The following is a 23,835-nucleotide window of genomic DNA, read 5'->3' on the forward strand; positions in this document are numbered from 1 at the left end:
ACAATCTTTTCGTGCATGCTAATTAAAATTTTAGTCTTCCGTGTCTTCCAGCTCGTTTTCCTGCGGCTTCATAGCTTCAAAAGCGTCCTTGTGGCTTTCGGATTCAGCCGCTTCGGCGTCCTTGACCGCCTGGACCTTTTCCTCGGCCTCAGCGATGAAGTATTCCTGGCTGCTGAACGGACTTTGCCCGCGGCGGTCAGCGTGAACCCATTCGGTCCCGTGCAGGATCCGGGCTTGAACATTGTCCCGCCACATCTTGGCAAAAATATCCAAGACCCGGGCCTTAAGGTCGTCCTGCAGGATCGGGAAGAGGGTTTCAACGCGCCGGTTCAGGTTCCGCCGCATCATGTCGGCACTGGCCAGGTAGACTTCTTCCTTGCCGTCGTTGTAGAAGTAGTAGATCCGGCTGTGTTCCAGGAAGCGGCCCACGATCGAGTGCACTTCAATGTTGTCAGAAACGCCTGGAATTTCGGTCCGCAGGCAGCAGATCCCGCGCACGATCAAGTGAATCTTGACGCCGGCAGCGGAGGCTTCATACAGCTTGGCGATCACGTCCTGGTCAGACAGGGAGTTCATCTTCATGTGAATCTCGGCATGGCGACCCGCTCGGGCGATGGAGATTTCGTTGTCGATCTTTTCGTAGATGAACTGGCGGATCAGCTTCGGCGAAATCCGCAACTTGCTGAAGTAAGGCGGCTTGGAGTAGCCAGACAGCATGTTGAAGAGGTTGGTGGCGTCCACGCCCAGGTCACGGTCGCAAGTAAACAGCCCCAAGTCAGTGTAGAAGTGGGCGGTAACGTCGTTGTAGTTCCCAGTCCCCAGGTGCAGGTAGCGGCGGATGCCGTCGCTGTCTCTTCTGATGACCAGGGTTACCTTGGTGTGGGTCTTCAGGCCAACCAGCCCGTAGATTACATGGCAGCCCATCTGTTCCAGGGTTCTCGCCCAGTGGACGTTGTTTGATTCATCAAAGCGGGCCTTGACTTCAACCAGAACGGTTACCTGCTTGCCGGCTTGGGCCGCCTGGCCCAGGTACTTGATGATCGGTGAGTTGCCGGAAACCCGGTACAGGGTCATCTTGATGGCCAAGACGTCCGGGTCCTTGGCAGCCTGCTTGACGAAGTTCAAGACGGCGTCAAAGCTGTCATATGGGTGCTGGACCAGGTAGTCCTTTTCCCTGATTGAGTCAAAAATATTGTGGTCGCTGCGCAGGGCCGGGTCGATGTAGGCATGCATTGGCTCATAGCGCAGGTCATCGTGGCCTTCAACCAGACCTGGCAGCTTCTTCAAGAAGGTCAGGTCGATCGGGCCGTTGATGGAGAAGACGCTTGGCTCATCCACGTTCAGCCGCTTCATCAGGTGCTTGACCAGCTTGGCGCTCATTGAGCTTTCAACTTCCAAACGGGTCACGTGCCCGTGCTCGCGGTCCTTCAATTGCTTGCGGACGGCCAACAGAAAGTCGGAAGTATCGCTTTCAGACACGTCCAGGTCCATGTCCCGGGTAACCCGGTAGCAGGATGCCTGACGGATTTCGTAGCCGTCAAACAGGCGGTCCAGGTACTTTTTGACGATGTCTTCCAGCATGATGAAGTCATTTTCGCCATCCGGCAGCTTGACCAGCCGCGGGAAGATGTTCGGCACGCGGACGGTCGCGAACTCGTGCTTGCCGTCTTCTTCGCTTCTGAGGCGGATGGCAATGTTCAGCGAGTCGTTGCTGATGAATGGGAACGGCCGGGACTGGTCGTCAGCCATTGGCGTCAGGACTGGGTACAATTCGTTGTTGAAGTAGCGGCGGATATACTCTTCCTGGTCCTCGCTCAGCTCATCCACGTCCAAGATGCGGATGTTCTGCCGTCTCAGCAAAGGCAACAGCGAACGGGAGTAGGTTGAGTAGCGGCGCTCAACGACTTCATGCTCTTTCTCGTTGATGGCGTTCAATTGCTCAAGCGGAGTCAGCCCGCTGGCATCCTTGCTTTGCACGTCAGCGGCGACCAGCTTGCTCAAGGAAGCCACGCGGACCATGTAGAATTCGTCAACGTTTGACTGGGTGATGCCCAGGAAGTTGGCTCTTTCCAGAAGCGGCTCATCCGGGTTTCTGGCTTCATCCAGGCAGCGGTCGTTGAAGTCCAGCCAGCTCAATTCCCGGTTGCTATAATAGCTAGGATCAGTAAATTCTGTGATTTGTTTTTCTGTTTCTTTAGTCATCGTCTTACTTTCCCCTCTTTTGCTTCAGAGTAATCTTCATCCCAAAGACGGCTTCGGCCAGGCCGACATTCTTTTCAAAAACGAACCGTTCCAAGGTCAGGTCGCGCTTGCTGCGCACCGTGATCTGCATGGCATCGTTCTTGATGGACACGACGATCTTGCTGATCTTCTGCTTTCTTGACGCGTCCAGGCTGTTGGCCAGGCGCAGGATAGCCGCCAATTTGGCCACGCGGACCTGCAGGGCCGGATCAAGGTGGCGGTATTCGCGCTCATCCGCGTTCAGGCTGGTCACGTCCTGGTGTTTCAAGATGCTCTTGAGCATTTCATTCTGCTCGTCAGACAGGCCGATGATCTGGTTGGCGTCAACGATGTAGGCGGCGTGCGCGTAGTGATTGTGGAAGTTGATGAAGTTGCCAATATCGTGCAGGCGGGCGGCAATTTCCAACAGCTGGCGGTCGTCTTTGTCCACCATGCCCACGTGGGCTAAGCGGTCAAAAATGTGCAAGGCAAAGACGTTGGTCAGGTTTGAGTGCTTGCCGCCTGAGCTGTAGCGCTGGGCAATGTTCTTGGTCGCGGTCATGACGATGGTTGAATAGTCGTCTGGCCGGTACTTGAACTTGGCAGCAGCCTGAATCATCAAGCCTGTGATGGCTGATGACTGGGTCAAGGTCATCACTTCCGGCTTGATCACCCTGATCAATTGGTGAATCAAGACGACGGATGGCTTCATTCTGGCCAGGCCATTGGTGTCCAAGCCGTATTTCTTCATCAAGAACTGGTCTGGCGCTTCCCGGAAGTCTTCATAAGTCTGGTCAAAGTCTTCCAGCTTGATGACGCTGGCCCGTTCTTGCGGGTGCAGGCTCTGCTCGCCGGCGCCGGAAACGTGCTGGATAATCAGGCGGGCCCGGCCGGTTGGCTTGTTGATGGTCTTGAAGCTGACCAGCTTTCTTGAAATAAAGTCGCTGATGATGTCAACCGGGTCGATTGGCGTATCGCGGGTCATTTCAGACAGTTCTTCGATTTCTTCCGGACCCATGGCAAAGTTCCAGGTAGAGACATAATGCTGGCCCTTAAACATGGTCAGGTTCAGCATCGCGCTCCCCATGCTGAGCAGGTAGGTGGATTCGTCATCCTTGAGTTCAGAGAACTGCGGCAGGGCCATCGCGGCAATGATCTTGTAGTAGGCAATTTGGGCCCCGTTCAGCCATTCGACGTCCAAACCGGTTCTTACCTTGATCTGATCGGACAGGTAACGGGCAGAAATTTTATCCAGCAGCTGCCGGTTCCCGTAAACCTTGTAATTGTCAATCCCGTATTCCGCGATCTTGCGCTTGAAGCCGATCAGCGCGTCAACCAAGCGCGGCAGCTCGTTTTCGTAGACTTCAAACTTCTTCCCAGACTGCACGAACTGCGGCGAGTTCAACTGTTCCAGAATTGTAAGTTTCTTCAAATCGACGATGAATAGACGCGCCTGATAAGAAGAAATATAGATTAGACCAAATTGTCTTTTGCTCATATTTGTCTCCTATGTTTACCATTAAATTCATTTCGAAATGAGCAGGTTTCACGGCTGACCCAGTGAAACCATTCTATTTCAATTGTACAAGAAATTAGCCGCTCTTGTGCAAAATTATTGTTAAAATTAATTGCGCTTACATAACTGGCAGTGCAAGAAAAGCAAGAAAAGACGCGCCATTAACGGGTGCGTCTTTTCCAATTCTTGTTAACTCTTTAACAATGAGTGTTTTTGCTAAATATTTTCCCAGTGGCCTTGTTTGCCGGCTAGTCCAACTTCGTCTTTGTCGCATCTTTGATGCTGAAGCCGGAAATGCCGGTGAACCACTTCTTCATCAGGCGGTTATAGGTCCCGTCTTCCCGGATCTCCTTCAGGGCCTGGTTCACGGCTTCGGTGAACTTGGTCTGCCCCTTCTTGATCCCGATAGCGTATGGCTCTTGGGTAAAGTTCTTGTCCAGCAGACGGTACTTGTCGCGGTCAGCATACATCAAACCGGCCAGGACCGTATTGTCGCTGATCATGGCCACGGCCTTGCCCGCCTTTAAGGCGTTGTAGCAGGAGCCATAGTCGTCATAGAAGATAATCCGGGCCTTTGGGGCGTACTTGTGAACGTCAGCTTCAGCGGTTGATCCCTTAACGGCGGCAATCACGTACTTGCTGCTGTTGAAGTCCTTGACGGTCTTGAACTTGCTCTTTTTTGGGACGATAAAGTTCTCACCAGCCATGAAGTAGGTGTCAGAGAAGTTGATGATCTTCTGGCGCTCAGGCGTATTGGTCATGGTCGCCATGACCGCGTCGACGTTGTCGATCTTCAAGTCCATGATTCTGGACTTTTCACTGATGTATTCAATTTTCATCTTGCCCTTGGGCCCTAAGATCTTCTTGGTAATGGCACGGGCCAAGTCGACTTCAAAGCCCTTCGCTTTGCCTGTCTTGGTGTCCATCATGCTGAACAGGCGGGTATCAGCCCGCATCCCCCAAGTAATGGTCCTGCTTTTCTTGACCCGGTCGTAGGTTGCCGAACTGGTCTCTTTTCCAGTTTTTGAACAAGCAGTCAAGCTCAAGGCCACAAGCAGTGCAGCGAAGAAAGCCAGCAACTTGGTAAGTTTACGTGCCATTTATAACCTCCTCCTTGGCAAGCAACAAACTACGTTGGCGCTTTGTACAAGCATTAATCTCGATATTTTGTTTTAGAATTTGAATCTTTCATTCAGCTTAGTACTTGATCCGCTTGCTCAGGTAATTGGCAAAAGTGGACAGCACGAAACAAATGATGAAGTACATTACCGCAACTGTCAAGTACATTGGAATCATGTAGTTGGTGTTTTGGTTGTAGATGATTTCCGCGTGGTAGAGCAGTTCAGGCAAAACGATGATCGTGGCCAGTGACGTGTCCTTGATCAAAGACACGAACTGGGACAGCAAGGCTGGAATCATCCGCGTCAAAGCTTGGGGCATCACCACGTGTACCATGGCTTGGACATAGGTCATCCCGTTGGACCGGGCCCCTTCCATCTGCCCTGGGTCAACGGAGTTGATCCCGGAACGCACGACTTCGGCAATCATGGCTGATTCAAAGACTACCATGGCGATAACTGAAGCCTGGAAGGCATCCACTCTGATCCCCATAACCGGCAGGCCGAAGTAGGAGAAGAAGATGATCAGCAGCAAAGGCAGGTTTCGCAAGATGTCAACGATCACGCCGACCACTCGGGAAATGACGGTCGTGGTCTCATCAACTCTGGTGTAGCGGAGCACCCCAAGAATCAAGCCAAAAATGAAACTCAAAATGATTGAAATCACGGAAACTTCAATCGTGACCCAGAACCCCTGCAGCAAGAAGTGCAGGTTGGTCCAGGACAAAGCATTTGCCAGATTTTGCATTTATTCTTCCTCCTCTTAAGCCGTCTTCTTTTCCAAGTACTGCATGTAGTAGCTCATCGGCAGGGTCAGGATCAAGTAGAAGATCCCGACTAAGACATAGCTTGGAATCGTCTGGAAAGTGTTGGAGGCAACGATGTCGCCTTGGTACATCAGGTCAAAGCCGGCAACGAAGGCCAAGATGCTGGAGTTCTTGATCAGGTTGATGAACTGGTTGCCCAGGGCTGGAATGACGATCTTGAAGGCCTGTGGCAAGATAACGTAGCGCATGGCCTGCCAGTAGGTCATCCCGTTGGACCGGGCCCCTTCCATCTGCCCCTCGCCGACAGAGTTGATCCCTGAGCGGACCGTTTCAGCAATGAAGGCCGAAGAGTAGATAGACAAGCCGATAGTCCCGGCTTGAAAGCCGGTCAGCTTTAAAGGCGTGTAGGTCGGCAATACCAGGTAGAAGACCATGGTTACGACCAGCAACGGAATGTTCCGGAAAATTTCAACGTAGACCTTGGCTACCCCGCGCCAAAACTTGCTTGGCACGGTTTCCAAAATGGCAAAGCCGGAACCGATCACCAGACTGAAGAACAGCGCGATCACGCTGCAAAGAATGGTGTTCCAGAAGCCAAGCAGGAACGTTGACCAGTTTTCTGACAATAAGTTAAACATTAATATTCAGCCTCCTTGACACTGAAACCATTGATGCTGCCGAACCACTTTCTGACCAGCTTGTCATAGCTGCCGTCAGCCTTGATGGTCTTCAAGGCCTTGTTGATGGCATTGAGCATTTTCGTCTGTCCCTTTTCAACCGCAATCCCGTATGGCTCAACGGCAATGGTGCCGCCAACCAGATGCAGATTCTTGTGCTGGGCGGCGATCCCGGCCAGGATCCCGTTGTCAGTTGCAAAGGCATCCCCTTGCCCGGCTAACAGGGCGTTGGTGCAAGAGCCGTAGTCGTTGTAGGCCCGGATCTTAGCCTTAGGTGCCTGCTTGGCGATGTCGTCAGCCGCCGTCGTCCCCTTGCAGATGATCACGACCTTGCCCTTCTTGTTCAGGTCCTTGACGGACTTGACGCTGCTGGTCGTCTTGGTCAAAAGCGAGGTACCAGCCTTGAAGTAAGGGGTTGAGAAGTCAACGGACTTTCTTCTTTCCGGCGTGATGGTCATGCAGGCCAGAACCGCGTCCAGGTTGTTGTTCTTCAGCTGCGGAATCTTGGTCTGCGGGGTGACTTCGATAAACTTGGTCTTGGCGTCCTTGCCCGCGATCGTCTTGGTCAAAAGCCGGGCCAGGTCGATTTCAAAGCCTTCCAGCTTGTTGGTCTTGACGCTCTTCAGCCCAAACAGGGTCGTGTCGTACTTGACGCCCCAAGTGACGGTCTTGGACTGGATCACGTGGTCATAGACCCGGTCGGGATTGGATGAAGCACTGGTATTGCCGCAGGCAGCCAGGGCCGTCCCGCTCACCAGCAGCAGGAGGAGCGCCGCTGCTCGCTTAAAAAATTTTCTTGCGTTTTTCATCAGATGTGCCGCTCCTTTCCTCAATTAGCGGTCAATCACCTTGCTCAAGAATTCTTGCGCCCGCATGTGGTGCGGGTGTTCGAAGAAGTCTTGCGGGTTGCGTGAGTCTTCCAAAACGGTCCCCTGGTCAAAGAAGATCACGCGGTCGCTCACTTCCCGGGCAAAGCCCATTTCGTGAGTAACGACGACCATAGTCATCCCTTGGGCCGCGATGTTCTTCATAACGTCCAGGACGTCTTGAATCATTTCCGGGTCAAGGGCGGAAGTTGGTTCGTCAAACAGCAGAACCTTGGGCTTCATCGCCAGTGATCTGGCAATGGCGACACGCTGCTTTTGCCCACCGGAGAGCTGGCGCGGGTAAGCTTCTTCCTTGTCCAGCAAGCCAACCTGCTTCAAGAGCTTTTCAGCCAATTGGCGGTTTTCCTGTTCGTCCCGGTGCAGGACGATTCTTGGGGCCAGCATGATGTTTTCCAAAACGGTGTGGTTTTCGTACAGGTTGAAGTGCTGAAAGACCATGCCGACGTCTCTTCTGATCTTGTTGAGGTCGGTACGCTTGTCTGCCAGGTCGTGGCCATCAACGTCCAAGACGCCTGAAGAAATGCCTTCCAAGCCGTTGATGGTTCTAATCAGGGTACTCTTGCCGGCACCTGAAGGGCCGATAACTGATACGACTTCCCCTTCATCAATGGATAAGTTGATGTCCTTCAGGGCATGGTAGGTACCGTAGTATTTGTTGACGTTCTTGAATTCGATGATTGCTGCCATCTTGGGTCCTCCTCGGTTGCTTAATGCTAAATTAAAAAATTCCAGTCCGGATCGCTAAGCCTGCTTAGCTGCCAATTCCTCCAAAGCGGGATCTCAATAACAAAAAGTAAGTGCTAATTCTTAACGTTTTTGCCATCCTGCCGGCTGGACGACCGTCAATTGTTGTTTGGTCTTCCTTAATTTTTTATTAAATTTATCAGAAAATCGTGGCAATTACAAGTGTCATCCTCTCGGGGACAGGCTGATTTAACGTTTTTTTAATATTAGGATTCCGCTTACAGATTATTTTTGTTAAATCCGTCCTTTTCAAGCTTAACAAAATTAAGTTTTATCCTAAGAAAACTTACGTTTATTAACAGTTGCCCTTTAGATCAGAAAAATCCCCTTATTTTCCAAAGGCTTTTGCCTTATTTTTAAAGAAAAAGCAAGTTTTGCCCCAAACGGGTCAATTCCGAACGAGCCCTTAAGCCAATCAGGCTAAAGCTGGGAACTCGGCAAGCAGGAAAAAACGGCAAGCAGCGGCTTTTTGACAAGAATTGCTAGACCCTGTCCCCTTAGGCCTCTATAATATAATGTTAAAGGAGTTTAATAATGTCACATAAGAAACATCCCATTATTATCGGAATTGCTGGTGGCTCTGGCTCAGGGAAGACGACCATTGCCCACGAGCTGTACGACCAGTTTAAGAACGACCGGATCCGGATCATTACGGAAGATTCCTATTACAAGGACCACCCGGAAATGACCCAGGAAGAACGGGACCAGATCAACTTTGACCACCCCGACGCCTTTGACACTGACCTGCTGATCAGCCAGCTGCAGGACCTGACCAGCGGCAAGGCCGTCGAGATGCCGGTCTACGACTTCCCGACCCACCTGCGCAAGCACGAAACGGTCCACGTGGAGCCAGCTGACATCATCATCCTGGAAGGAATCCTGGTCCTGGCCATTCCTGAATTGCGCGACCTGATGGCCATCAAGATCTACGTCGACACTGACGACGACATCCGCCTGATCCGCCGCCAGCGCCGCGACATGGCCGAACGCGGCTACAGCTTTGACTACATCATCGACCAATACATGGCCACGGTGAAGCCAAGCTACCACCAGTTCGTTGAGCCGTCCAAGCGCTATGCCGACATCATCGTTCCTGAAGGCGGCGGCAACCAGGTCGCCTTGGACATGCTGACGACCAAGGTCCGCGACATCCTGCGCCGCAATGATTTGGAAGAACAGAAGGAAGCATAATGGCAGAAAGACAAAAACCACTGGTCATCGGGATTGCCGGGGGCTCAGGCTCTGGCAAGACCACGGTGGCCAAAGCGATCAGCAAGCGCCTGCCAGCCGACAGGGTCTTGATCCTGACGGAAGACGCCTACTACAAAGACAATGCCGGCTTGTCCATGGAAGAGCGCAAGGCGATCAACTACGACCACCCCAACGCCTACGACACCGGCTACATGGTCAGCCAGCTCAAGCAGCTGCTCAACGGCCAGGCCATCGAGATGCCGACCTATAACTTCAACACCCTGACCCGGGCCAAGGACACGATCCATGTTGAGCCCGCTGACATTATCATCGTTGAAGGGATCCTGGTCCTGGCCTCAGAAGAGCTGCGCCAGTTCATGGACGTCAAGCTCTTCGTCGATGCTGACGACGACATCCGCTTTATCCGCCGCCTGCAACGCGATACCCAAGAGCGCGGACGGTCAATCGACTGGATCATCGCCCAGTACCTGGCCACGGTCAAGCCCAGCTTCAACCAGTTCATTGAGCCGTCAAAGAAGTACGCGGACATCATCATCCCCCGCGGGGGCGAAAACGACGTCGCCATCGACATGGTTTCCTCCAAGCTCCTGTCCATCATCAGGGACCACAAGCGCCATGAGCGCACGGAAGCCACGATGCCGGCCAAGCCTAACCCAGCCAAATAATTTACGTCAAAACGCAAAAGGCACGAGTCAAATTGACTCGCGCCTTTTTTAGTCTGATTTCGATGGCTGCTGGTTAAATTCATTTAAGCTTACATCATGAAGCTGCCGGCGTGCAGGCCAAGCAGAGCAATGAGGAGCATCAGCGCAATTACCACGCCGACTACTTCCCAGTATTCCTTGTTCGCGTTCTTTGGTTCACATAATTTAATGCGTGTCATGTCTTTTGCTCCTTTCAATGATCTTGATATTAGCAAATATCAAGCTTTTTTGAAATATGTTTCTGATTGTACACCCAAAAGACAGACTTGTCAGCAAATTTGCATCATTTTATCAATTTTAAGATAAAACTCCCGTTCCGCTTGCTGATCTTGCGCGTTTCTGCCTGCTGGCTTGCTTTTTTAAAGCAAGCGCTGCTTACTTCATGATTTTATCAAAAAGCTTGGTGATCCACTTGACCAAAACGGCGTCAAAGAAGACGGCCGAGGCCATGCCGGCAATGAACATTTCGATCAGCAGGCTTGGCTTGTAGGCATTCCAGCCATAGATAAAGTAGCACATGACGAAGGCGGCAACGTGGCAGCAGATGGCCCCGATAATCAAGCTGGTCCAGCTGAAGCGGTCATAGTTTTCCTTCTTGGGGAAGAAGCCGATTTCGTTGAAGGCCCCCTGCACGGCCCCTTCCAGAATGGTCAACGCCCCCCATTGCCCGCCAAAGGCCATTTCAACCATCGCGGCCAGGGTCTCACCGATCACGCCGGAGCCAAAGGTCGGCACGAAGTACATGGCCAAAGGCGCGGCCATGTACCACAGGCCTGAGTAGAGCTCATCGGCCAGTGGACCTTGGCCGACAAAGGACAAGGCCACCTTGGTAGCGTTATAGAGCGGATTGAAGACGTATTGGTAGATCACGCCCATGATAACCCCGATTAAAGCTACCAGGATGACGGCCTTGACGTTCCAGCTTTTTTCTTTTCTAAACATAATAAAAACTCCTATCCAGCTAAAACAAAGCCAGTAGGAGTTCATGCTCGCACTTAAATAATGACACTTCCCTTGCGCAAGAATTGTCTTGTTCAGGTTCAAAGGGTCGACCAATGGTCTCTCAGCGGTAAGCACCCCTAGTGGCTTTCGTTCGCGTTATTGATCTGCTGCAATCAGCAGAATCTCACTTATATAATTACTTTTACCAAACTAATTATAACAATTATTAGTTAAAAAGCTAGTGTTTTTTTCACAAATCAGTCTAGTCAAAAGACTTGAAGGAGTCCAGCTTTTCCTGGTCAAGGTCGCGGATGATGGCCAAAGCCAGGTCAACTGAGGCCTTGAAGTCCTTGTAGCTGCTGAAGCAGTAAGGCGAGTGCTCATAACGGACCGGAATGCCGATGACGATGGTCGGTGCCCCGTTTTCATAGTAGATGGCCGCGCCGTCCTGGCCGCCGCCAGTTCTGACTGAACGGGTGTAAGGAATCCCGTTCTTGTCCGCCAGATCGCAGGCATACTGCTGGAACTTCGGGTTTGGCAGGAAGGTCACGTCCATGTCCCGCAGCATTGGCCCGCGCTTCAGGCCAGTCTGCGACAGCCATTCAGGCTCAAAGGTGTCGTCAGCCGGGCAGCTTTCCAGAACCAGGCAGACGTCAGGCTTGACTTTGCGGGCCGTCACGTAAGCCCCGCGCAGGCCAACTTCCTCTTGGCTGGACAGGGCAGCCACGACGTCAAAGTTGGTTTCTTCATCCTTCAGGTTTTCCAAGACGTCAGCCATGGCCGCGGCGCCGAAGCGGTCGTCAAAGTCCTTGCCGAAGAAGAGGCCGGTCTTGTCATTGTACTCGCACTTGACGTCGACGAAGATCGGGCAGCCCGTGTCGATCTTGTAGTCCTTGATGGTCTCTTCCCGGCTGGAGGAGCCAACGTCGATGGAGAGGTCAGCCACTTGCGGCACTGCCTTGCGCTCAGCGGCCGTCATGAAGTGCGGCGGCTTCAAGGCCACAACGCCCGGGATGTATTCCCCGTCCTTGTTTCTGACCTTGACCCTCATTGATGGCAAGACAACGTTGTTCCAGCCACCCAGGGTGACGAACTTGAGCAAGCCGTTGGGGCGGACTGCCTGGGTCAACAGGCCTACGGCGTCGGAGTGGGCATCCAGCTGGATGACTGGCCGCTGGCCCTTGTTCTGCTTCTTGGCAGCGTAGACGTTGAGCATCCCGTCGACTTCCAGGTCAGCGTAGTCCTTGACCGTGTCCGTGAAGAGCTTGACGAATTCCGTTTCAAAGCCGGAAGTGGCATTGGCATCGGAAAAATCCTTCAGCATTTGAATTTCTTGTGCTTTTTCCATTGATAACTCCTTGTTTTTTAAGCATTTGCTCTTCTATTCTACCATTGACCAGGCTGTTGAATAGGAAATCGGCAAAAGAACTGGCAATCCAATCTTATTTAGCGGTTGTGCGAAATTCAATTTCCATAAAAAAGACACTCATCTGACATTGCTAAGTCAGATGAGTGTCTTAAGGCGTTGTTCAAAGCCAATGTCTTAACTTAATGACATTGACTGGCAACTGATTTTTTTAATTTAGTCAAGCAGGTCGTATTTCAGCTTCATCAAAGTGTGGCCGGAAGCAACCATTTCACCAGTTAAAGCAACCGTGTTTTCATAAGCCAGGTCGGCCATCTTCTGGTTGGCTTCTTCCAGTTTGGCTTGCAGCTCACGGCCTTCCAAGCCCTTAACGGCCCGGTCGGTCTCATTTTCGATCTTGCGCAGCTTGGCCATGGTCTTTTCCTCAAAGGCCTGCTCCAAGGCACTGTAAACCTTGTAGTTGGTGTCGCCAAGCTGGGCGTTCAGCTTGTTGATCCAGAAGATCTTGCTCAAGTCAAAGTCAGGACCGGTCTGGAAGCTGGCCGGAGTCGTCGTGACGTTGGTGTAGAATGGCACGAAGACGTTGAAGGTGTTAGGACCAAAGGCCAGCCATTGCACGCCGGCAATGCCTTCTTCAACATCGTTTCTGATCTGCAGAATGTGGGTTTCGAAGTTCCGGTTGATGCCGATTGGCCGGAAAAGCTTCTTTTCAGCTTCAGTATTGGTCGTGCTGTAGACGTCGTATTCAGTGTCTTGGTAGTGGGAGCTTTCCAAGAACTTGATGTCTTCTGGGGAAATCTTCTTCTTGGCATAAGTGATGAATGGCTGGTCCTGGTCGCCAGGCTTGCCTTCCCATTCTGGGTCAAAGTAGCGGTGGATGTACCAAGCGCGCGGGTTGTTGTAGTGGGCGTCCTTGATGGTTGAAGAGCCAAAAATGTGGCGCAGGTTGTAGCCCGTGTAGTCTGGGTTCAAGTGGTATTCGTTGATCAGGTCCAGCAGGTCGCTTGAGCACATGAAGTTGTCTTTGTCGTCAAAGTCAAAAAAGTCGATGTTCAGGCGGTTTGGGGCGGCAACGTAGGCATCATCAGGGATGCGGCGGGCAGCCCAGTGGTGGCCGCCGATGGTTTCGATGTACCAGACTTCATCATGGTCAGCAAAGGCTGAGCCGTTCATTTCATAAGTCCCGTACTTTTCAACCAAGTAGCCCAAGCGCTCAACCCCTTCGCGGGCAGAGTGGATGTATGGCAGGGTCAAAGTCACGAAGTCCTCTTCGCCCAAGCCTCCCTTTTCAACCAAGGGGTCAATCCCTTGGATCCGGCTGTTGGTCGTAATGGTTTCAGTCGCGGTCATGGCTACCGTGGCATCGTTGATCCCAGCCGCGGCCCAGACCCCATGCTTGCCGGAAGCATCAGGCGCGCTGGTGTAGCGCAAAGGATTCGGGAGCAGGTCCTCGTCGTCGATTTCCTGACCGGTCAAAACGCTCTTGTAGTGCTTTGGCTGCTCTTCTGGATTAACGGCAATAAAGGCTTCCGGAATGATCTGGCTGCCGCCGTCCTCACTGCGGGCAATCATGGTTGATCCGTCAATCGTGGCCTTCTTGCCGACTAAGATGGTCGTGCATTCTGCAGGTTTCTTCATTTAAAAGTTCCTCCTGTTAGTCGCAAACAAAGTTAAACATTTTTATAGCTTGGCTATTTTTATCCTCTTATATTATACAAGACTGGTCCGCTGAAAGAAAAAGCAGCCGGCGCGTTTTTGATCAATTTTCGCTTCTGAACAGCTGGTACAGCTCTTCACTTAAGGCACTGGCGCCTGGGGCGCTGTTTTCAAAAATGATCCGCCCGGCCTCAGTCCGCTCAGTCAGTTGGTCCCGCTTGGCCAGCTGGTGCTTGACCTCATTGGCAGCCCCGATGGCTCCGTCATAAACTCGGGTCCGATGGCCTAAGACGTCAAGAATGGCCTGCTTGGCAAAGGGAAAGTGGGTGCAGCCCAAGACTACCGCGGAAGCCTTGCCGGCATAAGGATCAAGGACTTGGTGCAGGTAGGAGTAAAGCTCAGGCGACTTGGTCTGCCCCTGTTCAATCAGCTCAACCAGCTTGGGCGCCGGCACCTTGACCACCTGGTGGTCCTTGTCGTATTTTTGCAGCAGGTTGTTGAACTTGCTTTCCCGCAAGGTCAAAGGCGTGGCCATGACCACGACCTCCTGGTCCGGGTTTTCCAAGACGGCTGGCTTGGCCGCAGGCTCGATCCCGATGATCGGCAACTCGTATTCAGCACGCAGACGGGCAGCCGCGGCGCTCGTTGCCGTGTTGCAGGCAATCATGATAGCCTTGACCTGGTGATCGTTGATCAAGTGCTCTACCACCCTTTTGGAGAGCTGGTAGACCTCCTCTTTAGTCCGGACCCCGTAGGGGGCGTTGCCCGAGTCGCCGTAAAAAACAAAGTTCTCATGTGGCAGCAGGTCGACCAGCCGGCTCAACACCGTCAAGCCGCCCTGACCCGAGTCAAAAACGCCAATCGGACGATCCTTGTATTTTTCCATTGAAAAACCTCCCTTAAATTTCTATTTTGAACTTTTAAAGCCTTTTCTTCAACCTATTCAACTTGATTAAGGCAATCTTAAGCTTGAATCGCCTTTCTTGCTTTTTAGCGCCGGTATGGTAAATTGGTATTCAATCAGACAAAAGGATTTTGCCAGTTTCGCCAACAGGGGCGAACGGATTGAAAGATTAAGAAAGAGATAAGAACAGAAAATGGACAACTTTTCACCAAATGCTGACCGCCGGCACGTCGTCGACGCCTCAGCCTTGAACAGCTTTTTAAGCAAGATGTATTCCATCATGGGCTTGGCCGTCTTGGTTTCCGCCTTGACAGCCTACCTGACTTTGACGGTCGGCGCGGGCACCATCCTGCCAATGCTGGCCAGCAGCCGGGCTTTGGTCTGGATTCTGCTGTTCCTGCCAATCGTCTTGAGCGTGGCCATCAGCTTCAACGCGACCCGGCGGCCAACCGCCAGCTTCCTCATGCTGATGGCGATCGCCGTCATCTATGGGGTTGAATTCTCAACCCTGGCCTTCGTCTACACGGGCACTTCCATCACCGCGGCCTTCGTCTCCGCCGCCGGCGTCTTTGCCGGCATGGCCTTCTACGGGAGCGTAACCAAGCGCAGCCTGGACAACTTCGGGGCTTACGCCAACGCCGCTTTGATCGGCCTGATCGTGGCCATGCTCGTCAACTTCTTCGTCAAGAGCGGCCCAGCCTCCTTCGTCTTCTCCGTCATCGCGGTCATCATCTTCACGGTCTTGACTGCCTACGACGCGCAGAAGATGAAGCAGATCTACCAGACTTACGGCGACCAGGTTTCCAGCCTGGGCTTGGCTGTCAACGGGGCCTTGCTGCTCTACCTTGACTTCGTCAACCTCTTCCTGGAGCTGCTGCAGATCTTCGGCTACAGCGACAGCAAGAACTAAGCATCAGGGCTTCAATATCGAACAGAAAATTAATTTTTTAAAGGATTGCTGGCGCAATCCTTTTTTTCTGCGCTAATTTTTCGCCTTGTGTAAATAAGCAAAGGCAATTACAATAGATATTCGTGAGCGCAATTCAGCAAATAAGTTGCTATAAATATGGTAGAAATTGTCAAAAAGAAGGTTCTTACGTGAATAAAACGCCAATCTGGAAAAGAAATCTGCATGTCTCAGCGGTCAGCGTCTTTCTGGCGGGGATCGCATTTTCGGAAGTCACGCCCTTTTTGTCCTTGTACATCGACAGCTTGGGCAAATTTAGCCACCAGCAGCTGAGCTTTTGGTCCGGGGCCATCTTCTCAGTCGTCTTCATCGTCGCTGCCCTGATCTCCCCCATGTGGGGGCGCCTGGCCGACAAGAAGGGCCGCAAGCCGATGATCCTGCGGGCCTCTTTGGGGATGTCCATCGTCTTTGCCTTGATGGGCCTGGCCCAAAACGTCTGGCAGCTGCTCTTCCTGCGGGGGATGCAGGGGGTCTTTGCCGGCTTCATCTCCAACTCCAACGCCCTGATCGCGGCTGAAACGCCAAAGCACAAGAGCGGGCGGGCCCTGGGCATCATGAGCTCCTGCGCCACCGGGGGGCAATTGCTGGGGCCCTTTGTCGGCGGGGCCTTGTCACAGGCCTTCAGCTACCGGATGACCTTCTTCATCACCGGCTTCCTCCTCTTCACCTGCTTTGTCCTATCCATCTTTTTCATTCACGAAACGGACTTCGTGCCCGTGACCGGCGAAAAGCGCGGCAGCTTCGCTGACACCATCAAGCAATTCAGAAGCGGACAAATGATCATCGGCCTGCTTTTGACCACCTTGATCATCCAAGCCGCCAACATGTCGATCAACCCGATCGTTTCCCTATATGTCAGAAGCCTGATGGGCGGACACGGCAAAGTGGTCTTCATCAGCGGAATCATCGCCGCCCTGCCGGGGATCGCGACCGTTTCCGCGGCCTCCTACTTTGGGGGCCTAGGCGACCGGATCGGGACCCACAAGATCATCCTGGGCGGCTTGCTGGGCTCCATCATTCTCTTTTTCCTGACCGCCTTCGTGCAAAACACGCTTGAGCTCGGGATCTGCCGCTTCCTGATTGGCTTCACCGATGCCTGCCTCTTCCCGCAAGTCCAGTCCATGCTGTCCAAGAACTCGCCGCATGCCCTGACCAGCAGGGTCTTCAGCTGGAACCAAAGTGCCATGTATATCGGCAACATCGTCGGCCCAATGATCGGTTCCACGGTTTCAGCCCACATGGGCTACAGCGCCGTCTTCCTGGTCACTTCCGGGATCGTCCTGCTCAACCTGCTGCTTTACCGAACCAACATTTTAAAGAACTTGCCAGAGACGAAGTAAATTTATCGCTTGCAAGCAAAAAGCTGAAACTCTTTTCGCGAGTTTCAGCTTTTCTTTTGCCCAATTAATCCGCTTTTTCAAAAGAGAGGTCACCTGGCAAGACGAACACGACGAACACATCCCCGTAATAGTTGTCTTCAACATAGCGGCCCAAGGTGCTCAGATGCAGGATTCGGCCATCCTTGGCCTGGACCCGGTAAATCAAGGACAGGCTCTTGTCAGGATCCGTCAGCTTTTGCTCCCGCTGGCGCTTGATGGACTTTTCCGCTGCCGCGAAGTCGTCACGGTAGATAAAGTTGTTGTAGCTGGACTTGGTATATGCCAAAAATTCCTCATAGCTCTGACAGCCCAGCAAGTGCACCAAGTAGTCGTTGGCAAACAGAATTTCCCGTTTCTGGTCATCTGCCCGGTAGATCAAGACCCCGCCTGGCAGGCCTTGGGCCACGTTTTTGACGTTGAAGCCCAGCTGGGCCCGCTTGATTCGCTTCATCCGCGGCTCATAATGCTTGGCTGCTTTCTTGCCATGCATCTTGGCCGCGTAAAGGGCCTCGTCAGCCAAGACGACCAAGCCCTTGACCTTGTCAGCTTGCTTTGGAAAGTCAGCGTAGCCAGCCGAAATCGTATACCTGATTGCCTGCTGGCCGCTGGTGAATTCCTGCACCCCGCTGACGGCTTCTTCGATCAGCTTTTGGGCACGGGCAGGGTCGCTTGGCACCGCGACGCAGAACTCATCCCCGCCCGTGCGTCCAATCAAGGCCTCAGGCGGAAAAACTTCCTGCAAGTGCCGGGCCAGATTTTTCAAAGCCAAGTCGCCTATCACGTGCCCATAGACGTCATTGACGAATTTAAAGTCATCCAAGTCGATAAAAGCCAAGGTCAGCGGACTTTGGTCGCGGATTTCAGGCCGCCGCTCCAATTGCTCCAGGAAGCCGCGGCGGTTGAGCAGGCCCGTCAAAGGATCCTTAAAGGCCAGACGGTTCAGCTCGTCTTTTTGCTGGCGGGTACCTAGGAACAGGTACAGCAGGCTGCTGATGGCCAGGTCAATTACAACGGCACTGGCTAAAAGCAGTCCGGCTGCCCCCGCCCGCCAGCCGCCTTTAGGAACAACGCTCAAAGTCCACCAGCATGAGCCATAGGAAAAAGTATAGCCAACCGCGTCCTGGATTTTGTCGCCCTTGCCCACGGATGACTCAACCTGGACCCGCTTTTGGGTCAAAGGCGACTTGCTGGTATCAATGCAGTAGTCATAGCCCATTGCCTTCAAATTCTTCAAAGTGTGCCGGTAGACGTTTGGCAGCTTAACGGTCAGCATCGTGTAGCCCCAGAATTTGCCATTCTTCAAAGTGACCGGGTTCATGACCACCACGCAGCGCTTGGTGCCTGCCAAGGGCATCGGCCCGTAAATGACCGTCTGCTTCTTCCGCTTGACGAAATTAAGCACCTCTCTGGCTTCTTTAATCTTCATCAAGTCGGTGTTCTTCTTCTGCGAAGGATGGTATGGATAGGCGTCAGTCACGACGCCATTGGGAACCAGCTCGATCAAGCTGATATAGTCAGTGTTCAGCAGCTTCGCGTCATGGATAAATTCCGCGTCCGAAAGCTTGCCGTTTTTGGAAATCACTAACTTCTCCAAAGCAGCATTGCGGTTGGTGGCATAGGTAAAGTCGCGCTTCAGCTCAACGGCATAGGCTTCGGCAATCCGGTAGGCCTTACTCTTCTTGTCCGCGATTTCCCGTGAATAAAAAATCGTCGTCACCGCAAAGGAAGCAATCACGAAACAAAAGGTAAAGACCAGCCAGATTATTTTATTCTTCAGATTTAATTTCATTAAAATACCTACAAACCAATTGTCCTAATTCATCGTATACTTTATTCTATCATGTCCGCCAGGCAATCCGGCCAATAAAATAACTATTTAGCAATCTAAAAAGGCTGATCCGCGGCAAACGGATCAGCCCTTTGTTTTATGCTGATTTAGTAGATTTTTTCCACCTGTTCCTGCACGGTTGGGTGAGCCAGGAAGTCATCATAGCTGATGTCGGCCCGGGCAACGACGCCCTTAGGCCCAACTTCGATGATATGGTTGGCGATAGTCTGAATGAACTCGTGGTCGTGGGAAGTGAACAGGATTGAGCCTGGGTAGTTTTCCATGGCTTCGTTCAAAGCAGTGATTGATTCCAGGTCCAAGTGGTTGGTCGGGTCATCCATCACCAGCACGTTGGCCGGCTCCAGCATCATTCTGGACAATTGGCAACGGACCTTTTCCCCACCGGACAGGACCTTGATCTGCTTGTTGATCTCGTCGCCGCTGAAGAGCATTCTGCCCAAGAAGCCCCGCAGGAAGGTGTTGTCGTCGTGCTCCTTGTCGGCATATTGGCGCAGCCAGTCCAAAATCGTCAATTCGTCATTGTCAAAGTTGGCGTTAAGGTCTCTGGACATGTAGTTAAAGGAAGTCGTCTGCCCCCAGGTAACAGTCCCGGAGTCTGGTTCCAGGCGGCCGGCGATGATTTCCATCAAGGCTGTGGTTGCCCGGGTGTTTCTGGACAAGAAGGCTACCTTGTCACCTGGCCGGATGATAAAGGAGACATTGTCCAAAAGCTGCTCGTCGCCGGACTTGTAGGACACATTGTCCACCCGGAGCAAGTCGTTGCCCAGGTCCCGGTGCATTTCAAACTTGATGTATGGGTACTTGCGGCTTGACGGCTTGATGTCGTCCAGGGTGATCTTGTCCAGCTGCTTCTTTCTGGAAGTCGCCTGCTTGGACTTGGAGGCATTGGCGGAGAAGCGGGCAATGAATTCCTGCAGCTGCTTGATCTGCTCTTCCTTCTTGGCGTTCTGCTGCTTAGCCATTTCCGTAGCCAGCTTGCTGGACTCGTACCAGAAGTCATAGTTGCCGACATAGAGCTTGATCTGCCCGCGGTCGACGTCGCACATCTGGGTGCAGACCTGATTCAGGAAGTGCCGGTCGTGGGAAACGACCAGGACGATGTTTTCATAGTCAGCCAGGAAGTTTTCCAGCCAGGCCGTAGTGTGGATGTCCAGACCGTTGGTCGGTTCGTCCAACAAGAGGATGTCAGGATTGCCGAACAAGGCTTGGGCCAAAAGCACCTTCACCTTGTCGCTTTCAGCCAGCTCGCTCATCTTCTTCTGGTGCATGTCTTCCGGAATGCTCATGCTCTGCAGGAGCTGGGAGGCGTCGCTTTCCGCGTTCCAGCCGTCCAGCTCGGCAAATTCGGTTTCCAGTTCAGCCGCCTTGACCCCGTCTGCTTCGCTGAAGTCAGGCTTGGCGTAGAGGGCGTCCTTTTCCTGCATGACCCGGTAGAGCTTCTGGTGGCCTTGGATCACAGTATCCATGACCGTAAAGTCTTCAAAGGCAAAGTGGTCCTGATTCAGGCTGGACATTCTTTCGTTGGGGCCGATGGTAATTGAGCCGGTCGTTGGCTCCATCTTCCCTTCCAAGAGCTTCAGGAAAGTCGACTTGCCGGCGCCGTTGGCCCCGATAATGCCGTAGCAGTTGCCTGGCGTGAACTTCAAGTTGACGTCGCTGTAAAGCGTCCGACTGCCGATTTGTAAGCTTAAGTCTGAAACTGTGATCAATAGTTGGTCCTCATTTTCTTTCGTTCAATATTTTCAAATTTTTCCGGAAATTGCTTCCGGATGATAATCTAAGTTAGTATATCAGTTTTAGCCGCTTTCAAACAATCGATTTGGCTCAAAAAAATTATCATTTTTGACTTAATTTTCTTTTGTTTTATCTAGCCATTTTTTGGCTTTATTAAGTTTAGCCAATGGCAAAATTAATCATTTAAACTGACTGCTTAGAAAATGTTTAACGATTACCTTTAAATAAAGGCAAAAAATCCGTCAATAGTTCGCTTTTGCTAATTTTTTATCGTAATTTACCCCCTTTCTCATTCATTTTTAAGTGAAAAAGGCGTATGATATAGGAAGTATGACAACAACATATTCTTTTTGATGAGAGGAGTTAAGCGTGACTGCTAAGAAACTAGAAAACAACAGTAACCACCAGGTTATTGCTGAAGAAGTCAAAATTCTGACCGACCTGCTCGATGAGAGTACCCGTCACTTAGTCGGCGACGAGGAATTCGCGAAGATCAAGGGCCTGGTTAAGATCGCAGCCGGCAAAGACCACAGCCAATTGGAAAGCCAAATTGCTTCCCTGAGCAATCAAGAGCTGATCGTCGTTGCCCGCTACTTTGCTACCCTGCCGCTGTTGATCAACATTTCTGAAGACGTTGATCTGGCCAGCGAGGTCAACCTGCTGAACAATACCAAGCAAGACTACCTTGGCAAGCTGTCCAATACGGTCGATCTGGTTGCGCAAAAGGACAACGCCGCGGAAATTCTCCGCCACGTCAACGTAGTGCCAGTCTTGACGGCTCACCCAACCCAAGTGCAGCGCAAGACCATCCTGGAATTGACCGACAAGATCCACAACCTTCTGCGGGAATACCGGGACGTCAGCGCCGGCACCATTGACCGGGACGAATGGACCAACCAGCTACGCCGCTACATTGAAATTATCATGCAGACGGACATCATCCGGGAAAAGAAGCTGAAGGTCAAGAACGAAATCAAGAACGTCATGGTCTACTACCCGAAAGCCTTGATTCCTGCCATCACCAAGCTGACTGGCCGCTACAAGGAACTGGCCCGCAAGCGCGGCTTGAACATCGACGGCGCGACCCCAATTACCATGGGCATGTGGATCGGCGGGGACCGGGACGGCAACCCTTACGTTACGGCCGACACCCTGCGCCTGAGCGGCACCATTCAAGCGGAAGTCATTTTTGACTATTACACCAAGGCCATGAACGACTTGTACCGGACCTTGGCCATTTCCACTTCCTACGTGCAGCCAACTCCAGAAGTCGTCAAATTGTCAGAGCTTTCCGGCGACAACTCTCCATTCAGAGTCAATGAGCCATACCGCCGGGCCTGCTACTACGTTGAATCCCGCCTGGCCCACACGGAAAAACAGCTGCTGGACCGCGTCTCCAAGGACAGCGTCGTTTCTGAAGAAAACCTGGAAAAGGCTCCTGTCTACAAGGATGCCTACGAATTCAAGAGCGACCTGGAAGCAATCAAGCGCTCATTGATTCAAAACCACGACCAAGCCGTCACGACTGGACCATTTGACGAATTGCTTGAAGCCATCGAAGTCTTCGGCTTCCACCTGGCCACCATCGACATGCGCCAAGACTCCAGCGTCAACGAAGCCTGCGTAGCTGAATTGCTGAAGGGCGCCAAGATCTGCGACAACTACAGCGACTTGTCAGAAGAAGAAAAGATCCAGCTGTTGCTCAACGAATTGGAAAACGACCCGCGGACCCTTCACTCCAACAACGCGCCTAAGTCAGAGCTTCTGCAAAAGGAACTGAAGATCTACGCTACGGCCCGCAAGCTGAAGGACACCTTGGGCGAAAACGTCATCAAGCAGCACATCATCTCCCACACGGAAAGCATTTCCGACATGCTGGAGCAAGCCACCATGCTGAAAGAATACGGCCTGCTTGACAACCAGCACGCTAGAATCCAAGTCGTGCCGCTGTTTGAAACGGTTGAGGACTTGCAGAACTCCCGCGAGATCATGAAGCGCTACTTGAACTTCGACATCGTCAAGCGCTGGATTGCCTCCAAGAACGGCTACCAGGAAATCATGCTCGGCTACTCCGACTCCAACAAGGACGGCGGCTACCTGGCTTCATGCTGGAACCTGTACAAGGCCCAGAAGGAATTGACCAAGATCGGCGAAGACATGGGGATCAAGATCACCTTCATGCACGGGCGCGGCGGCACGGTTGGCCGTGGGGGCGGTCCTTCATACGAAGCCATCACCTCCCAGCCATTCGGCTCAATCAAGGGCCGGATCCGGACGACCGAACAAGGGGAAATCATCCAGAACAAGTATGGCAACAAGGACTCCGCCTACTACAATCTGGAAATGCTTCTGTCAGCCGCCGTTGACAGAATGGTCTCCAACCAAAAGGTCGGCGAAAAGGAAATCCAAGACTTCACGGCCTCAATGGATGCCATCGTGGCTGACTCCAACCGGGTCTACCGCAAGCTGGTCTTTGAGAACCCGCACTTCCACGACTACTTCTTCCAAGCCACTCCTATTAAAGAAGTTTCCAGCTTGAACATCGGCTCTCGGCCTGCCGCCCGGAAGAAGATCACTGAGCTTTCAGGCCTGCGGGCTATTCCTTGGGTCTTCTCTTGGTCACAAAGCCGGGTCATGTTCCCAGGCTGGTACGGGGTTGGCTCTGCCTTCAAGCACTTCATCGATGCTGATCCCGCAAACCTGAAGGTCCTGCAGGACATGTACAATGGCTGGCCGTTCTTCCACTCATTGATGTCCAACGTCGACATGGTTCTGTCCAAGTCCAATATGGAAATCGCTGAACAATATGCCAACCTTTGCCAGGATGCGGAAACCCGGTCAGTCTTTGACATCATCCACGCTGAATGGGCCTTGACCAAGGAAGTCATCCTGCAAATCGAAGGTCACGAAAAGCTGCTGGAAGACAACCCATCCCTGGAAAGCAGCTTGGACTACCGGATGCCTTACTTTAACGTCCTGAACTACATCCAATTGGAAATGATCAAGCGCGGACGCAATGACCAAGTCAGCGGCATCTACGAATCGATCATCCACATCACCATCAACGGGGTGGCTTCAGGCCTGCGTAATTCGGGCTAAAGTCACTGACTGAGCAGCAAATTATTTCCTTTAACGCGAAAACCACTAGGAAACTCTTCCTAGTGGTTTTTCTTTTGGAATTATTCTCAATTTT

General features: G+C 52.3%; 19 protein-coding genes and 1 riboswitch. Of the genes, 5 read left to right on the plus strand and 14 right to left on the minus strand.

The genetic code is table 11. The features are described from left to right. Nucleotides 1-30: 30 nt before the first annotated feature. From OCH80_RS02545 to OCH80_RS02575, 7 genes are all read right to left on the minus strand, one after another. A complete protein-coding gene (locus OCH80_RS02545) occupies nucleotides 31-2,202 on the minus strand; it encodes an RNA degradosome polyphosphate kinase (RefSeq protein ID WP_404537643.1) in 2,172 nt (723 codons plus the stop codon). A gap of 4 nt (nucleotides 2,203-2,206) precedes the next feature. Continuing rightward, a complete protein-coding gene (locus OCH80_RS02550; protein ID WP_404537645.1) occupies nucleotides 2,207-3,718 on the minus strand; it encodes an HD domain-containing protein in 1,512 nt (503 codons plus the stop codon). A gap of 266 nt (nucleotides 3,719-3,984) precedes the next feature. After that, nucleotides 3,985-4,836 (minus strand): transporter substrate-binding domain-containing protein, encoded by an 852-nt coding sequence (locus OCH80_RS02555; protein WP_404537647.1) that lies wholly within the window; start codon nucleotides 4,834-4,836, stop codon nucleotides 3,985-3,987. Between the two features lie 97 nt (nucleotides 4,837-4,933). Continuing rightward, complete coding sequence (locus OCH80_RS02560; RefSeq protein WP_154549151.1) at nucleotides 4,934-5,602, minus strand: amino acid ABC transporter permease; 669 nt, start codon at nucleotides 5,600-5,602, stop codon at nucleotides 4,934-4,936. A 15-nt stretch (nucleotides 5,603-5,617) separates the two neighbouring features. Continuing rightward, nucleotides 5,618-6,259 (minus strand): amino acid ABC transporter permease, encoded by a 642-nt coding sequence (locus OCH80_RS02565; protein WP_404537649.1) that lies wholly within the window; start codon nucleotides 6,257-6,259, stop codon nucleotides 5,618-5,620. After that, on the minus strand, nucleotides 6,259-7,107 hold the full coding sequence (locus OCH80_RS02570; protein WP_404537651.1) for a transporter substrate-binding domain-containing protein: 849 nt from the start codon (nucleotides 7,105-7,107) through the stop codon (nucleotides 6,259-6,261). The genes OCH80_RS02565 and OCH80_RS02570 overlap by 1 nt, the downstream gene beginning before the upstream one ends. Before the next feature lie 24 nt (nucleotides 7,108-7,131). Next, complete coding sequence (locus OCH80_RS02575; RefSeq protein WP_154549148.1) at nucleotides 7,132-7,872, minus strand: amino acid ABC transporter ATP-binding protein; 741 nt, start codon at nucleotides 7,870-7,872, stop codon at nucleotides 7,132-7,134. 591 nt (nucleotides 7,873-8,463) lie between these two features. Here OCH80_RS02575 and udk (OCH80_RS02580) point away from each other — a divergent pair. After that, a complete protein-coding gene (gene udk, locus OCH80_RS02580; RefSeq protein WP_404537653.1) occupies nucleotides 8,464-9,120 on the plus strand; it encodes a uridine kinase in 657 nt (218 codons plus the stop codon). Further along, nucleotides 9,120-9,806 carry a uridine kinase gene (udk, locus tag OCH80_RS02585; protein WP_404537655.1) on the plus strand — a complete coding sequence of 229 codons (687 nt, stop codon included), beginning with the start codon at nucleotides 9,120-9,122 and terminating at the stop codon, nucleotides 9,804-9,806. Before udk (OCH80_RS02580) ends, udk (OCH80_RS02585) begins: the two co-directional genes overlap by 1 nt. An 89-nt stretch (nucleotides 9,807-9,895) precedes the next feature. On the opposite strand, the gene OCH80_RS02590 is transcribed toward udk (OCH80_RS02585), so the two are convergent. The 5 genes from OCH80_RS02590 to murI all read right to left on the minus strand — a co-directional run bounded on the left by OCH80_RS02590 (nucleotide 9,896) and on the right by murI (nucleotide 14,695). Beyond that, nucleotides 9,896-10,024, minus strand: a complete 129-nt coding sequence (locus OCH80_RS02590; protein WP_404537657.1) for a hypothetical protein — start codon at nucleotides 10,022-10,024, stop codon at nucleotides 9,896-9,898. Between the two features lie 196 nt (nucleotides 10,025-10,220). Beyond that, nucleotides 10,221-10,787, minus strand: coding sequence for an ECF transporter S component (locus OCH80_RS02595; protein ID WP_404537659.1), 567 nt, complete (start codon nucleotides 10,785-10,787; stop codon nucleotides 10,221-10,223). Between the two features lie 51 nt (nucleotides 10,788-10,838). Next, nucleotides 10,839-10,936: riboswitch (TPP riboswitch) on the minus strand. A gap of 113 nt (nucleotides 10,937-11,049) precedes the next feature. Further along, nucleotides 11,050-12,135 carry a M42 family metallopeptidase gene (locus OCH80_RS02600; RefSeq protein WP_404537661.1) on the minus strand — a complete coding sequence of 362 codons (1,086 nt, stop codon included), beginning with the start codon at nucleotides 12,133-12,135 and terminating at the stop codon, nucleotides 11,050-11,052. 234 nt (nucleotides 12,136-12,369) lie between these two features. Next, nucleotides 12,370-13,791, minus strand: coding sequence for a C69 family dipeptidase (locus OCH80_RS02605; RefSeq protein WP_206987638.1), 1,422 nt, complete (start codon nucleotides 13,789-13,791; stop codon nucleotides 12,370-12,372). Between the two features lie 121 nt (nucleotides 13,792-13,912). Then, nucleotides 13,913-14,695, minus strand: a complete 783-nt coding sequence (gene murI / locus OCH80_RS02610; RefSeq protein ID WP_404537663.1) for a glutamate racemase — start codon at nucleotides 14,693-14,695, stop codon at nucleotides 13,913-13,915. 211 nt (nucleotides 14,696-14,906) lie between these two features. Here murI and OCH80_RS02615 point away from each other — a divergent pair, with 211 nt between their 5' ends. Both OCH80_RS02615 and OCH80_RS02620 read left to right on the plus strand, forming a co-directional pair. Then, nucleotides 14,907-15,623, plus strand: a complete 717-nt coding sequence (locus tag OCH80_RS02615; protein WP_154549223.1) for a Bax inhibitor-1/YccA family protein — start codon at nucleotides 14,907-14,909, stop codon at nucleotides 15,621-15,623. Nucleotides 15,624-15,811: 188 nt separating this feature from the next. Then, nucleotides 15,812-17,020 (plus strand): MFS transporter, encoded by a 1,209-nt coding sequence (locus OCH80_RS02620; RefSeq protein ID WP_302188304.1) that lies wholly within the window; start codon nucleotides 15,812-15,814, stop codon nucleotides 17,018-17,020. 64 nt (nucleotides 17,021-17,084) lie between these two features. Here OCH80_RS02620 and OCH80_RS02625 read toward each other — a convergent pair whose 3' ends face one another. Then, entirely contained in the window at nucleotides 17,085-18,848 is a 1,764-nt protein-coding gene (locus OCH80_RS02625; protein ID WP_404537666.1) for a diguanylate cyclase domain-containing protein, read from the minus strand. 146 nt (nucleotides 18,849-18,994) lie between these two features. Continuing rightward, complete coding sequence (locus tag OCH80_RS02630) at nucleotides 18,995-20,617, minus strand: ABC-F family ATP-binding cassette domain-containing protein (protein WP_404537668.1); 1,623 nt, start codon at nucleotides 20,615-20,617, stop codon at nucleotides 18,995-18,997. Between the two features lie 394 nt (nucleotides 20,618-21,011). Between OCH80_RS02630 and ppc the strand changes: the two genes are divergently transcribed. Next, a complete protein-coding gene (gene ppc, locus OCH80_RS02635; protein ID WP_404537670.1) occupies nucleotides 21,012-23,741 on the plus strand; it encodes a phosphoenolpyruvate carboxylase in 2,730 nt (909 codons plus the stop codon). The last annotated feature ends 94 nt before the right edge of the window (nucleotides 23,742-23,835 follow it).

The organism is Lactobacillus sp. 23-2, from assembly GCF_044902225.1.
Lineage (GTDB): Bacteria > Bacillota > Bacilli > Lactobacillales > Lactobacillaceae > Lactobacillus > Lactobacillus absianus.

What these genes read in the sequence shown, in the direction of transcription:
- OCH80_RS02625 (WP_404537666.1), bottom strand. Translation starts at nt 18,848, where the DNA reads ATGAAATTAAATCTGAAGAATAAAATAATCTGGCTGGTCTTTACCTTT.
- OCH80_RS02545 (WP_404537643.1), bottom strand. Translation starts at nt 2,202, where the DNA reads ATGACTAAAGAAACAGAAAAACAAATCACAGAATTTACTGATCCTAGC.
- OCH80_RS02595 (WP_404537659.1), bottom strand. Translation starts at nt 10,787, where the DNA reads ATGTTTAGAAAAGAAAAAAGCTGGAACGTCAAGGCCGTCATCCTGGTA.
- OCH80_RS02570 (WP_404537651.1), bottom strand. Translation starts at nt 7,107, where the DNA reads ATGAAAAACGCAAGAAAATTTTTTAAGCGAGCAGCGGCGCTCCTCCTG.
- OCH80_RS02565 (WP_404537649.1), bottom strand. Translation starts at nt 6,259, where the DNA reads ATGTTTAACTTATTGTCAGAAAACTGGTCAACGTTCCTGCTTGGCTTC.
- OCH80_RS02555 (WP_404537647.1), bottom strand. Translation starts at nt 4,836, where the DNA reads ATGGCACGTAAACTTACCAAGTTGCTGGCTTTCTTCGCTGCACTGCTT.
- OCH80_RS02590 (WP_404537657.1), bottom strand. Translation starts at nt 10,024, where the DNA reads ATGACACGCATTAAATTATGTGAACCAAAGAACGCGAACAAGGAATAC.
- murI (WP_404537663.1), bottom strand. Translation starts at nt 14,695, where the DNA reads ATGGAAAAATACAAGGATCGTCCGATTGGCGTTTTTGACTCGGGTCAG.
- OCH80_RS02560 (WP_154549151.1), bottom strand. Translation starts at nt 5,602, where the DNA reads ATGCAAAATCTGGCAAATGCTTTGTCCTGGACCAACCTGCACTTCTTG.
- OCH80_RS02575 (WP_154549148.1), bottom strand. Translation starts at nt 7,872, where the DNA reads ATGGCAGCAATCATCGAATTCAAGAACGTCAACAAATACTACGGTACC.
- OCH80_RS02605 (WP_206987638.1), bottom strand. Translation starts at nt 13,791, where the DNA reads ATGAAGAAACCTGCAGAATGCACGACCATCTTAGTCGGCAAGAAGGCC.
- OCH80_RS02550 (WP_404537645.1), bottom strand. Translation starts at nt 3,718, where the DNA reads ATGAGCAAAAGACAATTTGGTCTAATCTATATTTCTTCTTATCAGGCG.
- udk (WP_404537653.1), top strand. Translation starts at nt 8,464, where the DNA reads ATGTCACATAAGAAACATCCCATTATTATCGGAATTGCTGGTGGCTCT.
- udk (WP_404537655.1), top strand. Translation starts at nt 9,120, where the DNA reads ATGGCAGAAAGACAAAAACCACTGGTCATCGGGATTGCCGGGGGCTCA.
- OCH80_RS02615 (WP_154549223.1), top strand. Translation starts at nt 14,907, where the DNA reads ATGGACAACTTTTCACCAAATGCTGACCGCCGGCACGTCGTCGACGCC.
- OCH80_RS02600 (WP_404537661.1), bottom strand. Translation starts at nt 12,135, where the DNA reads ATGGAAAAAGCACAAGAAATTCAAATGCTGAAGGATTTTTCCGATGCC.